The sequence below is a fragment of the Streptomyces sp. CB02009 genome (assembly GCF_001905825.1).
Lineage (GTDB): Bacteria > Actinomycetota > Actinomycetes > Streptomycetales > Streptomycetaceae > Streptomyces.
In genome coordinates this window covers 397,582-415,504 of sequence record NZ_LIVV01000001.1, presented here as the reverse complement: position 1 = coordinate 415,504, position 17,923 = coordinate 397,582, and the positions used below count along the sequence as shown (strand labels likewise).

The 17,923-nt window shown below is 72.8% G+C and carries 18 protein-coding genes; 8 read left to right on the top strand and 10 right to left on the bottom strand.

Annotation, left to right across the window (positions count from 1 at the left end):
* Positions 1-337 precede the first annotated feature (337 nt).
* On the top strand, positions 338-823 hold the full coding sequence (locus AMK27_RS01885) for a VOC family protein (RefSeq protein ID WP_073903814.1): 486 nt from the start codon (positions 338-340) through the stop codon (positions 821-823).
* 54 nt (positions 824-877) lie between these two features.
* Here AMK27_RS01885 and AMK27_RS01880 read toward each other — a convergent pair whose 3' ends face one another.
* The 3 genes from AMK27_RS01880 to AMK27_RS01870 form a co-directional block, all read right to left on the bottom strand.
* A complete protein-coding gene (locus AMK27_RS01880; protein WP_073902265.1) occupies positions 878-1,429 on the bottom strand; it encodes a hypothetical protein in 552 nt (183 codons plus the stop codon).
* Positions 1,430-1,554: 125 nt separating this feature from the next.
* Complete coding sequence (locus AMK27_RS01875; protein WP_073902264.1) at positions 1,555-2,721, bottom strand: alanine--tRNA ligase-related protein; 1,167 nt, start codon at positions 2,719-2,721, stop codon at positions 1,555-1,557.
* A gap of 303 nt (positions 2,722-3,024) precedes the next feature.
* Positions 3,025-3,606: a helix-turn-helix transcriptional regulator gene (locus tag AMK27_RS01870; protein WP_073902263.1), complete on the bottom strand. Its 582-nt coding sequence runs from the start codon at positions 3,604-3,606 to the stop codon at positions 3,025-3,027.
* A gap of 47 nt (positions 3,607-3,653) precedes the next feature.
* Here AMK27_RS01870 and AMK27_RS01865 point away from each other — a divergent pair, with 47 nt between their 5' ends.
* Complete coding sequence (locus AMK27_RS01865) at positions 3,654-5,255, top strand: MFS transporter (RefSeq protein WP_079188140.1); 1,602 nt, start codon at positions 3,654-3,656, stop codon at positions 5,253-5,255.
* 183 nt (positions 5,256-5,438) lie between these two features.
* Positions 5,439-6,491, top strand: a complete 1,053-nt coding sequence (locus tag AMK27_RS01860; protein WP_073902262.1) for a terpene synthase family protein — start codon at positions 5,439-5,441, stop codon at positions 6,489-6,491.
* 66 nt (positions 6,492-6,557) lie between these two features.
* Here the strand turns inward: AMK27_RS01860 and AMK27_RS01855 are convergent, their stop codons facing one another.
* The 5 genes from AMK27_RS01855 to AMK27_RS01835 are packed head-to-tail and all read right to left on the bottom strand — an operon-like array spanning position 6,558 to position 10,784.
* Positions 6,558-8,021, bottom strand: a complete 1,464-nt coding sequence (locus AMK27_RS01855) for a cytochrome P450 (RefSeq protein ID WP_073902261.1) — start codon at positions 8,019-8,021, stop codon at positions 6,558-6,560.
* Positions 8,018-8,641, bottom strand: coding sequence for a GTP-binding protein (locus tag AMK27_RS01850; protein ID WP_073902260.1), 624 nt, complete (start codon positions 8,639-8,641; stop codon positions 8,018-8,020). The genes AMK27_RS01855 and AMK27_RS01850 overlap by 4 nt, the downstream gene beginning before the upstream one ends.
* A complete protein-coding gene (locus AMK27_RS01845) occupies positions 8,622-8,978 on the bottom strand; it encodes a DUF742 domain-containing protein (protein ID WP_073902259.1) in 357 nt (118 codons plus the stop codon). The genes AMK27_RS01850 and AMK27_RS01845 overlap by 20 nt, the downstream gene beginning before the upstream one ends.
* A complete protein-coding gene (locus AMK27_RS01840) occupies positions 8,975-9,382 on the bottom strand; it encodes a roadblock/LC7 domain-containing protein (RefSeq protein ID WP_229312772.1) in 408 nt (135 codons plus the stop codon). Before AMK27_RS01840 ends, AMK27_RS01845 begins: the two co-directional genes overlap by 4 nt.
* A gap of 1 nt (position 9,383) precedes the next feature.
* Positions 9,384-10,784: a sensor histidine kinase gene (locus AMK27_RS01835; RefSeq protein ID WP_079188139.1), complete on the bottom strand. Its 1,401-nt coding sequence runs from the start codon at positions 10,782-10,784 to the stop codon at positions 9,384-9,386.
* A gap of 637 nt (positions 10,785-11,421) precedes the next feature.
* On the opposite strand from AMK27_RS01835, the gene AMK27_RS01830 reads away from it, so the two are divergent.
* From AMK27_RS01830 to AMK27_RS01810, 5 genes are all read left to right on the top strand, one after another.
* Positions 11,422-12,297, top strand: a complete 876-nt coding sequence (locus AMK27_RS01830) for a peptidoglycan-binding domain-containing protein (RefSeq protein WP_073902257.1) — start codon at positions 11,422-11,424, stop codon at positions 12,295-12,297.
* Positions 12,298-12,359: 62 nt separating this feature from the next.
* Positions 12,360-13,793 carry a choice-of-anchor A family protein gene (locus tag AMK27_RS01825; protein ID WP_073902256.1) on the top strand — a complete coding sequence of 478 codons (1,434 nt, stop codon included), beginning with the start codon at positions 12,360-12,362 and terminating at the stop codon, positions 13,791-13,793.
* Positions 13,794-14,060: 267 nt separating this feature from the next.
* Entirely contained in the window at positions 14,061-15,449 is a 1,389-nt protein-coding gene (locus AMK27_RS01820) for an MBL fold metallo-hydrolase (protein ID WP_073902255.1), read from the top strand.
* 98 nt (positions 15,450-15,547) lie between these two features.
* The gene (locus tag AMK27_RS01815) at positions 15,548-16,135 is read left to right on the top strand and encodes a rhodanese-like domain-containing protein (RefSeq protein WP_073902254.1); all 588 of its coding nucleotides are present in this window, start codon (positions 15,548-15,550) and stop codon (positions 16,133-16,135) included.
* Positions 16,132-17,004, top strand: coding sequence for a sulfite exporter TauE/SafE family protein (locus AMK27_RS01810; protein ID WP_073902253.1), 873 nt, complete (start codon positions 16,132-16,134; stop codon positions 17,002-17,004). Before AMK27_RS01815 ends, AMK27_RS01810 begins: the two co-directional genes overlap by 4 nt.
* 115 nt (positions 17,005-17,119) lie before the next feature.
* Here the strand turns inward: AMK27_RS01810 and AMK27_RS01805 are convergent, their stop codons facing one another.
* Entirely contained in the window at positions 17,120-17,512 is a 393-nt protein-coding gene (locus AMK27_RS01805; protein ID WP_073902252.1) for a VOC family protein, read from the bottom strand.
* A complete protein-coding gene (locus tag AMK27_RS01800) occupies positions 17,509-17,811 on the bottom strand; it encodes an ArsR/SmtB family transcription factor (protein ID WP_055601884.1) in 303 nt (100 codons plus the stop codon). The genes AMK27_RS01805 and AMK27_RS01800 overlap by 4 nt, the downstream gene beginning before the upstream one ends.
* Positions 17,812-17,923 lie beyond the last annotated feature (112 nt).

Below are 17,923 nucleotides of genomic sequence, written 5' to 3'. Positions count from 1 at the left end.
CACCGGACCACGTGCCCGGGCCCGGCGGCCCGGAGCGCGGTCGACGGCGGGATACGCGCTCGTCACGCATATTCGGACGATACGTCGCCCACCCGGCACCCGCGCGGCGGAGGCGGGGCCGACGGCGCACGCCTCCGCCGCGCCGAGGCGGGGCCGACGGTTTGCGCCTCCGCCGGCCGGCCGTCGTGCACCGTCACCGGCCGGTCGGCCGCTGCCGCTCTTCGGGGCATCCCGTCGTCGGCCGCCGCGCGGCTTCGGTGCGTGGTTCGGAGGCCGGGATATCAGTGGGCGGAGAGGGCGGTCGACGGCGGCCGCCGTGCCGGGAAAGGCGGAGACCGTGACCGTACAGCCCATCCCCGAGGGGTATCCGCGGGTCACGCCGTACCTCTGTGTCGACGGGGCCGCGGCCGGGATCGACTTCTACGTGGACGTGCTCGGCGCCGAGGAGCGCATGAGGATGCCGGCCCCGGGCGGCAGGATCGGCCACGCCGAGCTGGCCGTCGGGAACTCGGTCATCATGGTCGCGGACGAGTTCCCGGAGCTCGGGTTCCGCTCCCCCACCACGATCGGCGGCACGCCGATCACCCTGCACGTGTACGTGTCGGACGTCGACGCCGTCTTCGCCCGCGCCCTCGCGCGGGGCGCGAAGGAACTGTCGGCGGTCAAGAACGAGTTCTACGGCGACCGCACCGGCCAGTTCGAGGACCCCTTCGGGCACCGCTGGAACGTCGCCTCGCACATCGAGGACGTCCCGGAGGACGAGATGGCCAAGCGGGCCGAGGAGGCCCTCGAATCCGTGGAACCCGGGTCGAACGCCGCCTGATCCTCTCCCCCCTCACGGGCGCGCCCGTTCGCGCCCGGTCGCGCCCGTGCGCCGTCAGCGGCCGTACAGTCCGCGGCACAGGTCGGCCGCGCCCATGGGAGCGTCGATGTCCTGGGCCTGGCGGCACAGCCGGCGCATCTCCGGAGTCCCCGCGCTCGTCTGCGGCGGTCCCCCGCGCGCGGCGGACGGCGCCTCGGGCCGTGCCGTCCGCCGGCCGGGCGGCACGGCCGTCCGCGGTTCCTTCCGGGCGCGGGGGCGAGTCCTCCCGTCGGCCGCCTCGGCCGGCTTCGCCGTTCGCCGCTCCGTTGTCCGCCCGGCGGCGGGCTCCTCGGCGGGTCCCGCCACACCCCGGGTGACCGGCCGGCCCTTCGGCCTGTCGGCCGGCGTCCCGGGGAGCGGTTCCGTGTCGGCGATCTCCTCATGCGGCACGGGCTGCGCGGGTACGGGCCACGCGGGGGTCGGGATCGGCGCCGGGGGCCGGTCGGCGGCCGGGGCCGGCCCTTCGGGCGCGGGCGGCGGCCCGGGCCGCGGCGGGTGCGGGACGGCCACGCAGCCGGCCGTGAGGAGTACGGAGAGCAGGAGGAACGTCGTACGGCGGGGGTGCATGGGGATCACCGTGCCCGAACCGGCCGGGGTCGCGTGGGGGCTCGGGCCGGGTCCACCGTCACGGGTGAACCCGGTCCTGTCGTACCGAGAGCGATGCCACTCCGCGTTCCGCCCCCTCCCTCCCCTCATACCTCGCGCAGGGTCCTCACCAGATCCCGGGGCAGACCGTGCGTGTCGTGGAGGTAGTGGAGGTCCTCCTCGTCCAGCGGGCCTCGGAACCGAGGGCGGGAGAGCACCTGGCGGCCGCGTTCCAGGAGCCGTCCGAACCGGCGTTCCTCGTCGAGCAGCATCCGGCGCACCTCGCCCGGGTCCGTTTCCTGCCGGAAGTGGTCCAGGGTGTGTTCGATCAGCTCGGACGGCAGGTCGCCCAGCGTGCGCGTCGGGTCGTCCCGCCACAGCACGGTGAGCACGCGGCGCACCAGCCGGCGCACGACGTATCCCCGTCCGGTGCTGCCGGGGCGCACCCCGTCGCCGCTCACCACGACGGCCGAGCGCAGGTGGTCGTGGACGAGCCGGCTGGTCGGTTCGTCCAGTGTCCAGATCAGGGGGACGAGGCGGCGCCAGGGATCGAAGACGTCGCAGGCGAACACGGACGACTTCCCCTGGAGCAGTGAGGCGAGCCGCTCCAGACCGAGGCCGGTGTCGATGTTGCGCTGGGGAAGCGGGACGAGCGAGCCGTCGTCGAGGCGGCGGTGACGCATCATCACGTGGTTCCACACCTCCACCCAGCGGTCGTCCTCGGTGGGTGTCGACCGCGGCGGGGTGTCACCGCTCCACAGGAAGATCTCCGAGTCGGGGCCGCAGGGGCCGGTCGGTCCGTTGGACCACCAGTTGTCGCCGACGGTGAGTTCCACGGGGACGCCGCGGTTCTGCCAGAGTTCCAGGGAGGCGGTGTCGGGTCCCGTCCGCTCGTCCCCGGCGTACACCGTGGCGTGGAGGAGGCCGGGGTCCACGCCGAGGCCCTCGGTGAGCAGGTCGTATCCCCATTCGAGGCTCTGCGGCCCCTCGTAGTCGCCCAACGACCAGGTCCCGAGCATCTCGAAGACGGTCAGATGGGTGGCGTCGCCGACCTCCTCCAGGTCGGTCGTGCGCAGACAGCGCTGCACGTTGACGAGGCGCCGGCCCCCGGGGTGGGGGCGCCCCTCCAGATAGGGGGTGAGCGGGTGCATGCCGGAGGTGGTGAACAGGACCGGGTCGCCGGGCGGCGGCAGCAGCGTCGATCCGGTGATGCGGTGGTGGCCGCGCTCCTCGAAGTACTCGACGAACGTGCGGACGATCTGCTCGGTCTTCATGGGATGACTCCTTCGCGTACGCAAGGGAGGCACCGGAGAACGGGCCGGCGGGGTCGTCGATGCGGGTGCGGGAGCCGCGGAACCACCGGCGGGCCGTTTCCGGTCGCCGGTGGGAAGGGGAAGGTCAGGCGGCGGCAACCGGCGAGCTGGTCGCTCGCGCGGTCGCGGTGAGGCTTCGGCCGGTGACGTTCATACGGCCGACGATAACGCGCCGCCGTCGTCCGGGCACGCGATTATTCGGCGCGGGCCGCTGTCTGCCGGCCCCCGAGGCCGCCGCTGTGTGTCGGCCCCACGAGCCTGCCGTTACGACGACCCGCTCGGGTCCTTCTCCGCCCGGTGGCCGCGGCGGGCGTCGCGGTCGAAGATGCCGAGGATCTCGCACGGGCCGCCCTCGGCGCCGATGGCGTGGGGCAGCATCGTGGGGAACTCCGCGGCCTGGTTGGTCTCCACGCGGATCCGGCGGTTCCCGAGCAGCAGGACGGCGGTGCCGGAGAGGACGACGAGCCACTCGCGGCCCGGATGGGCGCGCAGGCGTGCGGGGCTCTCCGGCGGAGGTTCCGTCATCCGCTGGCGTACGACGGTCATGCCCGGTTCCGCCTTGATGGGCCAGCGCATCAGCCCGTGCGCACCGTCGATCATCGGGCTGGTGACGACGTCGTCGGTGGCCGTCTCGACCAGCTGGTCGAGGGAGGTGTCCAGGGCTCGGGCGAGGGTGACGAGCTGGTCGAGGGCCAGGCGGCGCCGGCCGTTCTCGATGCGGCTGAGCGAGGACTGGCTGAGGTTCGCACGGGTGGCCAGTTCTTCGAGGGACCAGCCCTGGGCGACGCGCAGGGCGCGGATCCTCTTGCGTACCAGGCTGTCCAGCTCACCATCTTCTTGCGTCATAGGCATCAATGTATGCCCCGTCCGCAAGTCCTGCCTACCGTCGGGGAATGAATCCGAACAAGCCTGCCCAGGTGAGCGCCGACGCGCGGCGGCGTCGCACCGTACTGATCGCCGTCTGCGTCGCCCTCATGGCCGTCGTCGCCTCCGTGTCCGGTCTGAACGTGGCCCAGCCCGACCTCGCGATCGCCTTCGGCGCCTCCCAGCGCACGATCCTGTGGATCATCAACCTCTACACGCTCACTCTGGCCGCCTTCCTGCTGCCGCTGGGCGCCCTCGGCGACCGGGTCGGCCGGAAGCGCGTGCTGCTCGCCGGCCTGGCCGTCTTCGGGGTGGCGGGGGTGATCGCCGCGCTCGCGCCCTCCGCGGAGGTCATGCTCGCGGCGCGTCTGCTCAGCGGCGCGGGTGCGGCGATGATCACGCCGATCACCCTGGCCGTGATCACCACGACCTTCCCCGAGGAGGAGCGCGGTCGGGCGATCGGGGTGTGGACGGGTGTGGCCGGCGGTGGCGGCATCCTGGGCATGTTCCTCTCCGCCGCCCTGGTCGACGTGGCGAACTGGCGATGGCTGTTCGCGCTGCCCGTCGTTCTCGTCGCCGTGGCCTTCGCGATGACCCTGCGGTCCGTTCCCGACTCCCGCGAGTCCTCGGGGCACTCCTTCGACACGGTCGGCGCGCTGACCTCGGTGGTCGCCGTGGTCGGCCTGATCCTCCTCCTCCAGGAAGGCCCGGAGCGGGGCTGGACCGCCCCGGCGACCCTGGCCGCCGGAGCCGTCGCGGCCGTCGCCGCCGTCGGCTTCGTCGTGGCGGAGCTGCGCCGCCGGGATGCGGCGCTCCTGGACCTGCGCGTCTTCGGCCGGCGCTCGGCGGCCGCCGGATCGCTCACGCTCCTGGCGCTGTTCGGCGTCCAGGCGGGTGTCTTCGTGGTCCTCTTCCCGTTCTTCCAGGCCGTGCTGGGCTGGTCGGGCCTGCTGTCCACGCTGGCTCTGATGCCGATGGCCGTGGCCATGATGGCGTCCTCGGGCCTCGCTCCGAGGCTCGCGGGGCGGGTGGGCGTCCGTTCGACGATGGCGGCGGGCATCCTGCTGGGCGGTACCGGCCTGGCCCTGATGGCCGTCTTCGTCTCGGTCGACGGGGGCTACCTGTCCGTGCTGCCCGGCATGCTCGCCATGGGGACCGGCATGGGTCTGGCCATGACGCCGTCGACGGAGGCCATCACCGCCTCCCTGCCCCGCGGGCGTCAGGGCGTCGCCTCCGCCCTCAACGACGTCACCCGCGAGTTCGGCACCGCGCTCGGCGTCGCCCTGCTCGGCTCGCTGGTCTCCGCCGGCTACCGCGGCGCCCTCGGCGCGCGCCTGGACGGTGTGCCCCAGGAGGTGGCCGACACCGCCGGGGAGGGCCTGGCGAACGCCGTCGAGGCGGCGGGCGGAGCCGGCTCCCGCGGTCCGGCGCTGATCCACGCGGCCCAGGAGTCCTTCGTCGACGGCTGGCAGCGGGCCATGGCGGCGGGGGTCGTCGTGATGGCCGCCCTCCTCGTCTGCATACTCGTCCGGGGCCCGAAGGACGGTCGACCGGAGAGCGTCGTGAAGGATGACGACAGTTTGCGTGGAATTACGGAACGTTCTCCAGAAGGATCGTTTCCTTCCGCATGAAGCTGTTCTGAATACTGGTCAGGAACAGTTGAGGGGTTGACGATCGCTGGTGGCGGGCAGGTTTGGAGGGCCGCGGGCCGGGCATCGTCCGGCGTCACGGCAGTGCGGCCGTCACCCCGTGCGGGAGTGCACACAGCCCCACCGCGTCCCTCCGCGGCCGAACGAAGAAGGAGGTTGGTCCCCATGACAGTGCGTGCTCTCGAGCAGCCCCGGATGTGGATGCCCTATCCACTGCGGGTGAATCCGTATCTGTCGGCTCTGCACGAGGAGAGCGAGACGTGGGCCCGCGCGATGGGCATGCTGGACGGCGCGGAAGGACCGTCGGGCCCTCCCCCGATCTGGACCCGGTCCCAGTTCCACGCCATGACGGTCGACCAGTTGACCGCCTGGGCCCTGCCCGACGCCTCGTTCGCCGACCTCCGGCTCAACCACCGCTTCAACATCTGGGCGTTGGCCTGGGACGACTACTTCGCCGCCGCGTTCAAACAGACCGGTGACCTGCCCGGCGCCGTGGCCTTCACCGCCAGGCTGCACGAGTTCCTGCGGCCGGACCCCGGCGGCGGCGCGCGGCCGCCCGAGCCGTCGAACCCGGTCGAGCGGGGCATCGCCGATCTGCAGCGCCAGCTCTTCCCGCCCCGACTGGCGCACTGGCGGCACGAGTTCAACCGGGCCCTGGTGCGCTACGTCGACGCGGGGGTCGAGGAGCTGGTCAACAGCCGCGGCGGGCGCGTCCCCCATCTGATCGAGTACGCCCCGTTCCGCCGCGAGAGCTTCGCCGCCCACACCGCCCCGTACTCCGTCGAGCTGGCAACCGGCGCACGGATACCCGAGCAGATACGGCACAGCCGTACCGTACGGGCCCTGCTCGACGCCTTCATGGACTACATGGGCCTGGCCAACGACCTCGCGTCGTACGAGCGCGAGGTCAACGAGGAGCACGACGTCAACAACCTGGTCGTGGTCCTCGGCACGTCCCTGGGCATCGCCCTCCACGACGCCGTACCCGCCGCCCTCAACCTGGTGAACACCCGGCTGCGGGACTTCGAGCACCTCCGGCAGAGCGAACTGCCGCAGCTGGTACGGCGATCCGGCCTCGACCACGACGAGCGGGCCGAACTGGAGACCTGGCTCCAGGGGGCCTGCGGCTTCCTGTCCGGCCTCCACGCCTGGTACACGGGAGCGCCCCGCTACGCCGCCGCGGACCTCTCCGTACCGGAACAGCGGCAGCGCTCCTGACCCGCCGAGGGGGACACCGACGGACGGGCGTCGGCAGCCCCCTCGGCATACGACCCGCTCCCGCGCTTACCCCCTCCGCAGCAGGCGCTTGAGCCGCGCCCGCCACGAGGGCCGGGGTTCGGGCCGGCGCTCCGGCTCGGGCGCGGGCGCGGGCTCCGGCTCGGCCGTCCGCCACGGCGGCGCCGCCGGCGTTCCGACGCTCGGGGCCGGCGGGGCCGGCAGCGGGTTCGGGACGTCGAAGTCCTGCGGGGCGCGGGCGGCGAAGCTCACGGGCAGGGCCGTCAGGTGCCGGGCCCAGGTGGAGGAGCGCCAGGTGAGGTTCTCCTCGGGGATCGACAGGGCGATGTCCGGGAGCCGGGTCAGCAGGATGTCGATGCCGGTGTCGGCGATGATGCGGCCGATGTCCTGGCCGGGGCACTCATGGGTGCCGGCGCTGAAGGACAGGTGGGCGCGGTTGTGGTGCACCGGCGTCGCGGGATCCGGCCGGATCGCCTCGTCGACGTTTCCTGCGGCGAGGCCGAGCAGGAGCATGTCCCCCGCCCTGATCTGCTGTCCTCCCAACATGGTGTCGCCGTTGGCCCAGCGGCCGGGGCACACCATCAGCGGGGGCTCGTCCCAGAGGACCTGCTCCACCGCTTCCGGCAGGGTCATCTGGCCGCCGGCCAGCGACCCGCGGAACCGGGGGTCGGTGACCACCATGCGCAGCACGTTGGACATGAGGTTGGCGGTCGTCTCGTACCCGGCGAGGAGGATGAGACGCAGGTGGTGCTGCACCTCCTCGTCCGACAGGTTCGCGGGGTGGGCCATCAGCGCCGACGCGATGTCCTGTCCGGGGCGGACCCGCTTGGCGTCGACGAGCTGGGCGAGGCTCTCCAGGACGTACGCGTTGCTGGCGAGCGAGGTCTCGGTGGCCTTGAAGAGGTCACGGGCGGCGTGGACGAGCCGGGGGCCCGCCTCGTCCGACATGCCGAGCAGATGGGTCAGCGTCAGCATGGGGACGTGCTCGGTGAACTGGCCGACCAGTTCCGCCTCGCCGTCCTGGCAGAAGGTGTCGATCACCTGGTGCGCGATGCGGGTGATGTGACGACGGACGCCGCGGTGGTCGAACTGGCTGAGGCCGGCCGTGACCGCGCCGCGCAGCCGCTGGTGCTCCTCGCCGTCCGCGCAGACGCAGTCGGGGCGCCAGCCGATCATCGGCACCAGCGGCGAGGTGGCGGGGTCGATCTCGCCGCTGCGCCAGCCGTGCCAGACGCGGGGGTCGCGGGAGAACTGGGTGGGGCGGCTGGCCACGTCCCGGTTCTCCAGGTAGCCGAGGACGAGCCAGGCGCGGACGTCGCCGTCGAGCAGCACGGGCGCCACCGGGCCGTGCTTGGCGCGCAGTTCCTCGTAGAGGCCCATGGGGTCCGTCTCGGCGGCGCCGCCGTAGAGACGGGTCGCTCCGCCGGGTCCGGTGGCGGCGTGGGCCGGGCAGCCCGGAGGGGGGACCGCCCCGGTCAGGGCGGCGGTGTGTTCGGCGGGTGGGAGGGTCATACGGTCTCCTGGGCGGCGGCGAGGGTGCGCAGGTAGACCATCAGCGACAGCAGGGCGTCACGGCAGGACGCCCGGTCACGTGCGTCACAGGTGACCATGGGCACGGATTCGCTGAGGGCCAGAGCGGCGCGCAGGTCTTCTACGGGGTGGTGCGGAGCCTCAGGGAACGTGTTCACGGCCACGACGAAGGGGACGCGGCGGTCCTCGAGGCGGGTGATGACTTCGAAGCAGACTTCGATCCTTCGGGTGTCGACGAGGACGACGGCGCCGAGCGCGCCTTCGAAGATGCCGTTCCACAGGAACCAGAAGCGCTCCTGTCCCGGCGTGCCGAACAGATAGAGGATCAGCTCCTCGTTGATGCTGATCCGTCCGAAGTCCATGGCGACGGTCGTGGTGTTCTTGCCCTGGGCGCCGGGGTTGTGGTCGATGCCCACGCCGGCCTGCGTCATGGTCTCTTCGGTGGTCAGGGGCGGGATCTCGCTGACCGCTCCGACCATGGTCGTCTTGCCGACGCCGAAGCCCCCGACGATCACGACCTTGACGCCCCTGGCACTGTGGGGCAGGGGCATGTCCGTGCCGCGCGGGCCGGCGAGGCTCACGTCAGAGCTTGCGTAGTCCATGGATCACCGCCTCCAGCAGGCCGCGTTCGGGGAACGCCGCGACGGGCACGGGTGCGATGGCCTCGACCCGTTCGTCCTCGACGAGTTGGGAGAGCAGCGTGGTGACGACGCTGAAGGGAAGGCTGAGGTACGCGGACACCTCGGCCACCGAGAGCGGGTAGAGGCACATCGTGAGGATGGCCGCCTGCTCGGGCTGGGTCGCGGCGTCCGGTTCGGAGCGCGTCGCGATGAGGGTGACCAGATTGAAGGCGTTCGCCGCGGAACCTGTGCCCCCGGTGATGACGTAGAGCGGAACGGGATCGGTTTCATTCCAGGGGTCCTGGTTCTCCGATGTCACATCGCCTGCCCGACGTCCTCACGAGGAGGGCTGGTCATGTGCTGTCCGATCCGTACCACCAGGGTCCGCATGCGGTCGCCCAGCAGGCCGGCGTCCACCTGGTCGTCGGCGAGCACCGCGAGGTACGCGCCGGGCCCGGCCGCCATCAGGGAGAAGTAACCGCCGTCGGCCTCGATCCCGACCATCCGCGTCGAGCCGTCCCCCTCGGGGAACCGCTGGGCGATGGCCCTCGCCAGGCTCTGGATGCCGGAGCAGGCCGCGGCGATCGCGTCGGCCGTGTCGGGCTCCGTGTTCGACTGCCCGATGCACAGGCCGTCCGCCGACAGCACGACGACATGCCGTACGTACGGGACGCCGCCCACGAGCTCCTTGAGCATCCAGTCCATGTTCGGCAGTGGCAGCATGTTAGTCGACCTCATCTGAAGGCTCGCTGTGTGAAGGGGAAGGTTCGGCGGCCGCGCGCTTGTCGCCGTTGAAGGCCTCCCACATCAGACCCGGCTGACGGGTCGTGCCGGAGGAACCCCGGGTGGCGGCCGGAGCGGGGGGTGTCGGGCCCACCTGGACGATCGGGGTCTGGACGGGGGTGTCCCGTCGCCTCTGCGGGAGTCCGTTGACGGTCTTCGCGGCCTCCGCGGATTCCGTCGGAGCGTCGCCCGGGGGCGTCGGCCTGGGCAGGATCGGGCCTCCCGTCCGCCGTCGGGCGGGCGGCTGGGGGTACCGCACGGCGGACTGCGGCACCGTGGTGATCAGGTTCCTGGGCACCAGCACGACGGCCCGTACGCCTCCGTAGGCGGAGGTGCGCAGATCGACCTCGCAGCCGTGCTCGCGGGCCAGCCGGCTGACGACGGGCAGACCGAGCTGCGTCACCTCGCCGAGTCCGGCCAGGTGGATGCCCGAGGCCGACTGCGCCATGATCCGCTCGACGCGCCGGCGCACCTCTTCGGTGAGTCCGACGCCGCGGTCCTCGATCTCGATGGCGATGCCGGAGGGCACCTCGCTCGCGGACACCTCCACCGGGGTGTGCGGCGGCGAGAACGTGGTGGCGTTGTCGAGCAGTTCGGCGAGGAGGTGCATGAGCGGCTCGGCTCCGGGGCCGACGACGGCCACGGCGGTCACCGACTGCAGCTTCACCCGGGGGAAGTCGACGATGCGCGACATGGCGCCGCGCAGCACGTCGTAGAGCGGGATCGCCTTCGACCACTGACGTCCGGGCCGCGCGTCGCCGAGGACGGCGATGCTTGCCGCGAGGCGGCCGATCAGTGCGGTGCGGTGGTCGACGCCCTGGAGGCCTCGGGAGACCACGAGGTCGGTGCCGTGGACGATCTGCATCTGGTGCAGATCCTTGGCCAGCTGGTGCACGATCGCCTGGACGCGGCGCGCGACGGCGACGAGTGCCCGCTGGGATGCGTCCCTGGTGTACTCCTCGGCCTCGACCGCTTCCAGGAGCGTCTGCAGTGCCCCCCGGACCGCTTCGGTGAACTCCTCGTCCAGGTGCTCGCCGAAGTTGACGGACCGGAGGATCTCCGACGCGGGGTCGCCCTTCTTCATCCGGGCGACGGCGGCCGGGAGCAGCTCCTCGGCGAGCCAGACGGTGGTGGCGCGCTGGTCGGCCAGGCGTCCGAGGAGGGCGGACTCGCGTTGCGCGTAGTACTCCTGCGCGTCGGCGACGGCCTGCTCGTAGCGCACGACGGCCCCCGACCGCAGTCGGCGCGCGGTCACGGCGGACGTGGCGGCCGTCAGCGCGACCGCGGCGAGACCGCACCAGGCGACCGTTGTCCGTATCTGCGCGGAGGAGAAGAGAAACACCAGGGCAAAGGCTCCGGCCAGAACTCCAGGGGGGAGGAGCCACACGCGATCGACCGCGGGTGGCCGGGCTCTGGAAATTGAACCTGCACGAACCATCAAGGGGTCCCTAATCAGTCTGGAATGAACGGACTGAGGTGAAGCGATGCACCGACGGGAACGAATCGGGCTTCTTTTGGGCGATTGCCACGTTCCGTCCGCCCGACGCCACAGCGGTCATGACTCGCTGTGATCGCGTCGCAACACAGTGGGGAGCATAGTCAGTTCGGGTTCGCCATGTGCCCGTGCGGGAAGGGCCGCCTCCACTGGTCATTCTCGGCCCATAAAACGACTATTCACTGCACGAAAAATGCAATGAACCGATCACGTCCTGACGACCCTTCATCAGATTTCGCGACCTCCGAACAGACGACCGCCTCGCGAAGCGCCGGCCCCGCCGGAGCCCCAATCCCACTCCGGGTGGCATCGCCACCCCCTCACGCGTGAGGTGCGTCACGCCTTAAAAGTCTTTTAAGGAACAAGGTCGGAAAGCTTCCGATTCGGCACGTATTGATGCCAGTTGACGCCCCCTTTGAACGATGGTCAAGATCTCCACGACTTCCCCACACACCCCCCGGCTTCACCTCATCTGGAGCACTCGATGCGCAACAGGACTGCCCTGACCACAGCAGTCACTCCCGTTCGGGAGGCAGCGCGCCCGGAGCACCCGTCCGATCGCGTCTTCGGCAAGGTCGCCCGACTCGACCACAGCGGTGCGGGAGTCCGCGGACAGGACATCGAACTCTTCGACGCCGTCGTGCGGCCGCCGAAGGCCACAGCACCCGCCACGGCCCCCGCCTCGGCGCCCTCCCCCGGGGCGCACCGGTCCCGGCGCCCCCGCCCGGCCCCCCACGCGCGGCGGTCCCTGTCGCTCCCCCTCGTGGTCGCGGGCGCGTTCTCCGCGGGACTGGCCGGTGCGCTGACGGTCTGGCTCTCCGCCGACCCCGAGCCCGCACCGCAGTCGCCCCCGTCCCGCGCCGTCGCGGTCCCCGACCTCGTGGCGGCCGCGGCCCCGACGGGGAACCCCTCGGCCGACGACAGCCTCCCCCCTGCCGTCGCCCGCCCCTCGACCGCGGCGGGCGACGCCCGTGGCCGAACCGCCCGCAGCACGCCTTCCCCGGCCCCGACCTCGCCCGCGCCGCCCTCGGCCAGCCCTTCCCACACCCCCGCCCCCACACCCACGCGCTCTCTCGTCCCCGCGACGACGCCTCCTCCGCCACCGCCTTCCCCGCACCGCCCGCACCGGACCGGACGACCCGCGCCGCGCGAGATCACCGTGGGCAGCACCGGCCCCGACGTCGCCGACCTCCAGCGGCGGCTCCAGCGGCTCTACCTCTACCTCGGCTCGGCCGACGGCGTGTTCACCGCGTACGTGGGCGAGGCCCTGAGCCGCTTCCAGATCGCCCGGAACATCCCGGAGGCACCCGGCGTGTACGGCCCCCTCACCCGCGCCGCCCTCCAGGCCGAGACCGACTGAGTCCCGCACTTCCCTCCCCACCCGCCCCTCCCCTTCGCGGACATCCAGAAAAGGACCAGTACATGAGCACCACCGGTAGAACGGGTCTTCGGCTGAGCAGCGCCGTGGCACTCGGCGTCGTCCTCGGCGTCACCGCCGCGGGCCCCGCTCTCGCCGCGCCCCTCGCCCCCGCCGCCCCCGCCCCGGGGAGCACCCGCACCTGCCCGGCTCCCGGCGAGGAGCCCGGTATCGGCAACGAACCGCGGTTCACCGACGCCAACGTGGCCCTGTTCGCCGGCGGCGACTACACCGTCGACGGCGCGTCCGCGGAGGCCGAGGGCCTGCTGGTCGTCGCCGGCGACGCCACCTTCGCCAAGGCCTCCGGCGGCGTGTTCAACGTCGGCCGCGCCGGGGCGGGTTCCGGCATCGTGCCGCCGGCGGGGTCCGTCATGCTGGCCGTCGGCGGGAACCTGGCGATAGCCGACGGGACGACGGTCGACGTCGGCCACGGCCTCACCTCCACGTCCGGCTACGGCGGTGCGGTCCGCGTCGGCGGCACGATCGACGAGAAGGGCAGGCTGGAGACGAACGGCGGGAGCCGCACGGCGGGCCTGGGAGCGCGCGACGCCCTCACCCCGTACGACACGTTCGCCGGCACCGTACGGAACGAGTCGGCGTCCCTCGGGTCGCTCGAGCCCACGGGTACGACTGTGCGCAAGGGCGACACCGTCACCTTCGAGGGCGGCAAGGCCGGCTCCGGCCCGCAGGTGTTCGAGATCTCCGCCAAGGAGCTCGACGGCGCCTCGTCCTTCGACTTCCGGTCGATCCCCGAGCGGGCGGCGGTCGTGGTGAACGTGACGGGACGTCAGGCGGTCGGCATCTCCCCGATGTCCGTCGGCTTCAACGGCGACCGCGTCGACGCGTACAGCTCCGCGCACTTCGGCGAGGCCGCGTCGCGGATCCTCTACAACTTCGAGGCGGCCCCGTCGCTCACCCTCGGCGGCGGCGGGAACTTCATGGGGTCGATCCTCGCTCCCGAGGCGTCCGCGGACCTGACGGCCAGCACGAACGGCCGCGTCTACGTCGGCGGTGACCTGCGCACCCACGGCACCGGGAACGAGACCCACAACTACCCGTGGACCGGTTCGCCGACGTTCACCTGCAAGCCCACGCCCGGCGGCCCGAGCGCCACCCCCACGCCGACGCCCTCCTCCACGACGCCCACGACCACGTCGCCGACCCCCACGTCCACCTCCTCGCAGCCCGCGGAGGAGACCCCGGGGACCCCGGAGACGACGGCCCCCGAGGGCTCCGCCCCTCCCACCGAGAGCAGCTCCGCGCCGGCCGCGCCGGGGACGACGCCGCCCTCGCCGTCCGCCACCGAGCCGGGCGACGAATCCCTCGCGACCACGGGTGCGCAGCTCACGCCGTACGCCGTCGGCGCCGCGGCGCTGGGCGCGGTCGGTGCCGCGTTCCTCGTGCTGGCCCGTCGCCGCCGCGCGGGAGCCCAGCGCTGAACCGGTGACCCGGGGTCACGCGCCACCACGGGCGAGGCCACGCACGCACACCCCACAGAGCCGCCCTCCGGCCGGGAAGTCTTCCCGGCCGGAGGGCGGCTCTGCGTCGTCCGCCGCCTCCGGCGCCTCCCACCCCGCCCTGATGGATACCTAGGGGGGTATTTGACTTGCCGCGAGAGGTGCCCGTACGGTCGAGCAAAGATACCCAGGGGGGTATCAGATGCCCTGGGGTACCCCGGTGCGTGCATACCGCACGAAAGGATGGCCGTGTTCTTCGCCCAGTACTACCTCGACTGCCTCTCCCAGGCGTCCTACCTGGTCGCCGACGAGCGGACCGGCCGGGCCGTGGTCGTCGACCCGCGCCGCGACGTCTCCGAGTACCTCGCCGACGCCCGCGAACGGGGCCTGACCGTGGTCGGCGTCATCAACACCCACTTCCACGCCGACTTCGTCGCCGGCCACCTGGAGCTGGCCGACAGCACCGGTGCCTGGATCGGCTACGGCAGCCGGGCCGAGACCGAGTACCCCATCCGCGCGCTGGCCGAGGGCGAGCGGATCGTCCTCGGCGACGTCGCCCTCGAGATCATGGAGACCCCCGGGCACACCCCGGAGTCGATCAGCGTCCTGGTCTACGAGCACGGCGACGACACCGTCCCGTACGGCGTCCTGACCGGCGACGCCCTCTTCATCGGCGACGTCGGCCGCCCGGACCTCCTCGCCTCCGTCGGCGTCACCGCCGAGGAACTCGGCGCGATGCTCCACGACAGCGTCCAGAACAAGCTGATGGCCCTCCCCGACGAGGTGCGGGTCTTCCCCGCGCACGGCGCCGGCTCCGCCTGCGGCAAGAGCCTCTCCACCGAGAAGCAGTCCACGATCGGGGCGCAGCGCGCCACCAACTACGCCTGCGCGCCGATGAGCCGGGAGGCCTTCGTCGCGCTGGTCACCGCGGGCCAGCCCGCGGCGCCGGGCTACTTCGCCTACGACGCCGAGCTGAACCGCAGGAACCGGGACCGGTACGACGCCGCGTCGGCGGCGCGCCGCCTCTCCCGGGCGGAGTTCGCCGGGCTGCGCCGCTCGGGCGCGGTCGTCGTGGACGCGCGCTCGCCCCAGGACTTCGCGGCGGGGCATCTCCGCGGCGCCGTGAACGTCCCCGCCGACGGCCGGTTCGCCGAGCAGGCCGGCAGCGTCCTCGACCCCGCCGCCGAGCTGGTCGTCATCGCGCCGGAGAACCGCGAGGAGGAGGTCGTCACCCGCCTCGCCCGCATCGGCTTCGACCGCGTGGCGGGCTCGCTGCGCGACCCCGAGGACGACCTGGAGGCGCTGGCCGACGAGGTCTCCCCGGCGAGCCGGCTGACCGCCGCCCAGCTCAGGGCCGCGCTCGCGGGCGAGCGCCCTCCGGTCGTCGTGGACGTCCGCACCGACGGCGAGCGCGAGGCGAACGGCTTCCTCGACGACGCCCTGCACATCCCCCTGAGCGAACTCCCCCGGCGCACGGACGAGCTGCCCGCCGACCGGCCCCTGGTCGTGCACTGCGCCGGCGGCCACCGCTCGTCCATCGCGGCGAGCCTGCTGCGCCACCGCGGCTTCCAGGACGTCTCCGACGTCCTGGGCGGCCATGCGGCCCTGGCCCAGCCCGCAGGCCTGCCCGCCGCCTGATCCACACCCTCCCGCATCCGACGCCCCACCCCTCCCCCACCCTCCCTCCACCCGTCACCGACACCTCCGTCCGTCTCTCCCTCCCTCCGGAGTCACGCATGAGCGCCGCGCCCTCACCCGCCCCGCCCGCCCTCACCCCCGTCGCCCTGCACCGGCTCGTCCAGGAAGGGCTCGCCCCGCGCCTCCTCGACGTCCGCACGCCCGGCGAGTTCCGTACCGTCCACATCCCGGGCTCGTACAACGTCCCCCTGGACACCCTGCGCGAGCACCGCGCCGAGCTGCTCTCCCACCTCGACGAGGACGTCGTCCTGGTCTGCCGGTCGGGGGCCCGGGCCGCGCAGGCCGAGCAGGCCCTCGCCGGGGCGGGGCTGCCGAACCTCCGCGTCCTCGACGGCGGCGTGAACGCCTGGGAGGCGGCCGGTGCCCCGGTGAACCGCGGCCCCGAGCGCTGGGACATGGAGCGCCAGGTGCGCCTCGTCGCGGGCTCCGTCGTCCTGGCCACCGGTCTCGTGGGGGTCCTGGTGCCGGGCGTCCATCTGATCGGGACGGCGATCGGCGCGGGACTGACCTACGCCGCCCTCAGCAACTCCTGCATGATGGGCGTCCTGCTCTCCCGGCTGCCGTACAACCGCGGCCCCCGCCCCGACGTCCGCTCGGTGATCGCGGAGCTGCGGAGCACGCCGTGACCGTGCTCGTCGTCGCCGCCTCCCTGCTCATCGGCGTCAGCCTGGGTGTGCTCGGGGGCGGCGGCTCGATCCTGACGGTGCCGATCCTGGTGTACCTGGCGGGTCAGGGCACCAAGGAGGCGGTCGCCACCTCGCTGTTCGTGGTCGGCGTCACCGGTCTGGCCGCCCTGGTGCCGCACGCCCGGGCGCGGCGGGTCCGGTGGCGGACCGGCCTGCTCTTCGGCGCGTTCAGCATGGCCGGGGCGTACGGGGGCGGGCGGCTCGCGGAGTACGTGCCCGGCACGGTCCTCCTCGTGGGCTTCGCGGTGATGATGCTGGCCACGGCGGCGGCGATGCTCCGCAGGCCGCGCGGCGGGGCCCACCACGGGCTCCGAGCGGCCCCGCCCGAGAAGGGCGGCCGGGCCCTCGCGGGCCTCGCGGCCAAGGGCCTGGCCGTGGGTGCCGTGACGGGTCTCGTCGGCTCCGGCGGCGGCTTCCTGGTCGTCCCGGCCCTGGCGGTCCTCGGCGGGCTGCCGATGGGCCTCGCGGTCGGGACCTCGCTCCTCGTCATCGCGATGAACTCGTTCGCCGGGCTCGCCGGCCATCTCGCGGGCGTGACGATCGACTGGGGACTCGCCCTGACGGTCACCGGGACCGCCGTGATCGGCAGTACGGTCGGCGCGCGCCTGGCGGGCCACATCGCGCAGGACACCCTGCGGGCCGCCTTCGGCTGGTTCGTCGTCCTCATGGGGGTCCTCGTCCTGGCCCAGCAGCTCCCCCCTGCCGCCTGGACGCACCCCGCCACCTGGGCGGTGCTCGGCGCCGCGTTCGGCAGCGGCACGACGGCCGTGGTCGCCTCCCGCGTACGGCGCGTCCCGCGGCACCCCTGAGGGGGCCCGCGGGTCGGCTGCGGCACGACGTTGCGGCACGACGCTGCGGCACGACGCCGAGGTACGACAGCGCGCGGGTGCCCTCGCCGGACGCACGAGGGCCCTCCGCAATGCCCTACCGGGGCTGGGTCGCGATCTGGATCAGGTTGCCGCAGGTGTCGTCGAAGACGGCCGTGGTGACCGGCCCCATCTCCAGGGGCTCCTGGGTGAACCGGACGCCGAGGGCGGTCAGGCGCTCGAACTCCGCCCGGACGTCGTCCACGGCGAACTGGGCGAGCGGGATGCCGTCCTGTACGAGCGCGTCACGGTACGGCTTGACGGCCGGGTGTCCGGCGGGCTCCAGGAGGAGTTCGACGCCGTCGGGCTCGTCGGACGGGACGACGGTCAGCCAGCGGTCCGTTCCGCCCAGCGGGACGTCGTGCTTCTTCACGAAGCCGAGGACCTCGGTGTAGAAGCGCTCGGCCTTCGCCTGGTCGTCGACGAAGACGCTGGTCAGATGGATCTTCATGGGGTGTTCTCCTCCGGTCCTGACGGGTGGGGTGCGAGCCATCGGTCGGCGATCCGGCGCAACGGGGCCGTGTTCAGGTCGTGGAACTTGTACCGCCCCTCCCGCCTGGTCTCGACGAGCCCGGCGGCCTCCAGCACCGCGAGGTGCTGGGAGACGCCCTGGCGCGAGATGCCGAGCTGATGCTTCATGCTCAGCCGGGCGCAGATCTCGAACAGCGTCTGCCCGGACTTCTGCGTCAGCTCGTCGAGGATGGTGCGGCGGGTGGGGTCGGCCAGGGCTTTGAAGAGGTCGTCGGCCACCACCCCAGGATAGGCAAGCTTCCACTTGCCTATCAAGTCGGGGCGGAGCCCCCGGAGGCCGGGCCGCCGAGGCGACCGGCTTCAGCCACCGCGGCGACCGGCCTTCCCGGGG